Genomic DNA, 366 nt, shown 5'->3' with positions numbered 1-366 from the left:
GGAGTTCTTTCAGATAGGTATAGCGGCCGACCGGCTTCTTCTTCACCACCCCGCGTACGCCTGCCTCCTCCCAGGCCTCGATTGCTGCTGCTTCGAAAGGCTTTTTCCCCTTCATCGGCCATCCTTTCGGGATGACCCAGCGCGCGCTCTCGCGAGACGTGATCACCAGGATTTCGACCTCGGATCCGGCATTGCCGTGACGGAAGCAAATAGCACCATATTGTTGACGGAATGCACCGGCGAACAGCACTTCAGGAACAGCAGCGAGCTGTCGCAGCAGTGGTTGGGACTTGTCCGGTCGAGGCTTCCTGGCTTTTTTGCTAGGTGTCATATTGATTGAATTACCGAATTTGCATGTTGCTTCAA

General features: G+C 55.2%; 1 protein-coding gene. It reads right to left on the bottom strand.

Annotated features, from left to right (window positions below; all coding sequences use genetic code 11):
* Window positions 1-331: NUDIX hydrolase (locus tag AF337_RS11595; protein ID WP_160320277.1), on the bottom strand; the 331-nt coding region annotated here is incomplete at its 3' end.
* Window positions 332-366 lie beyond the last annotated feature (35 nt).

Origin of the sequence: Rhizobium ecuadorense (assembly GCF_001187535.1) — a bacterium.
GTDB lineage: Bacteria > Pseudomonadota > Alphaproteobacteria > Rhizobiales > Rhizobiaceae > Rhizobium > Rhizobium ecuadorense.
Note: the sequence above shows the minus strand (reverse complement) of the source record. Positions and strands in the feature narration are given on the sequence as shown.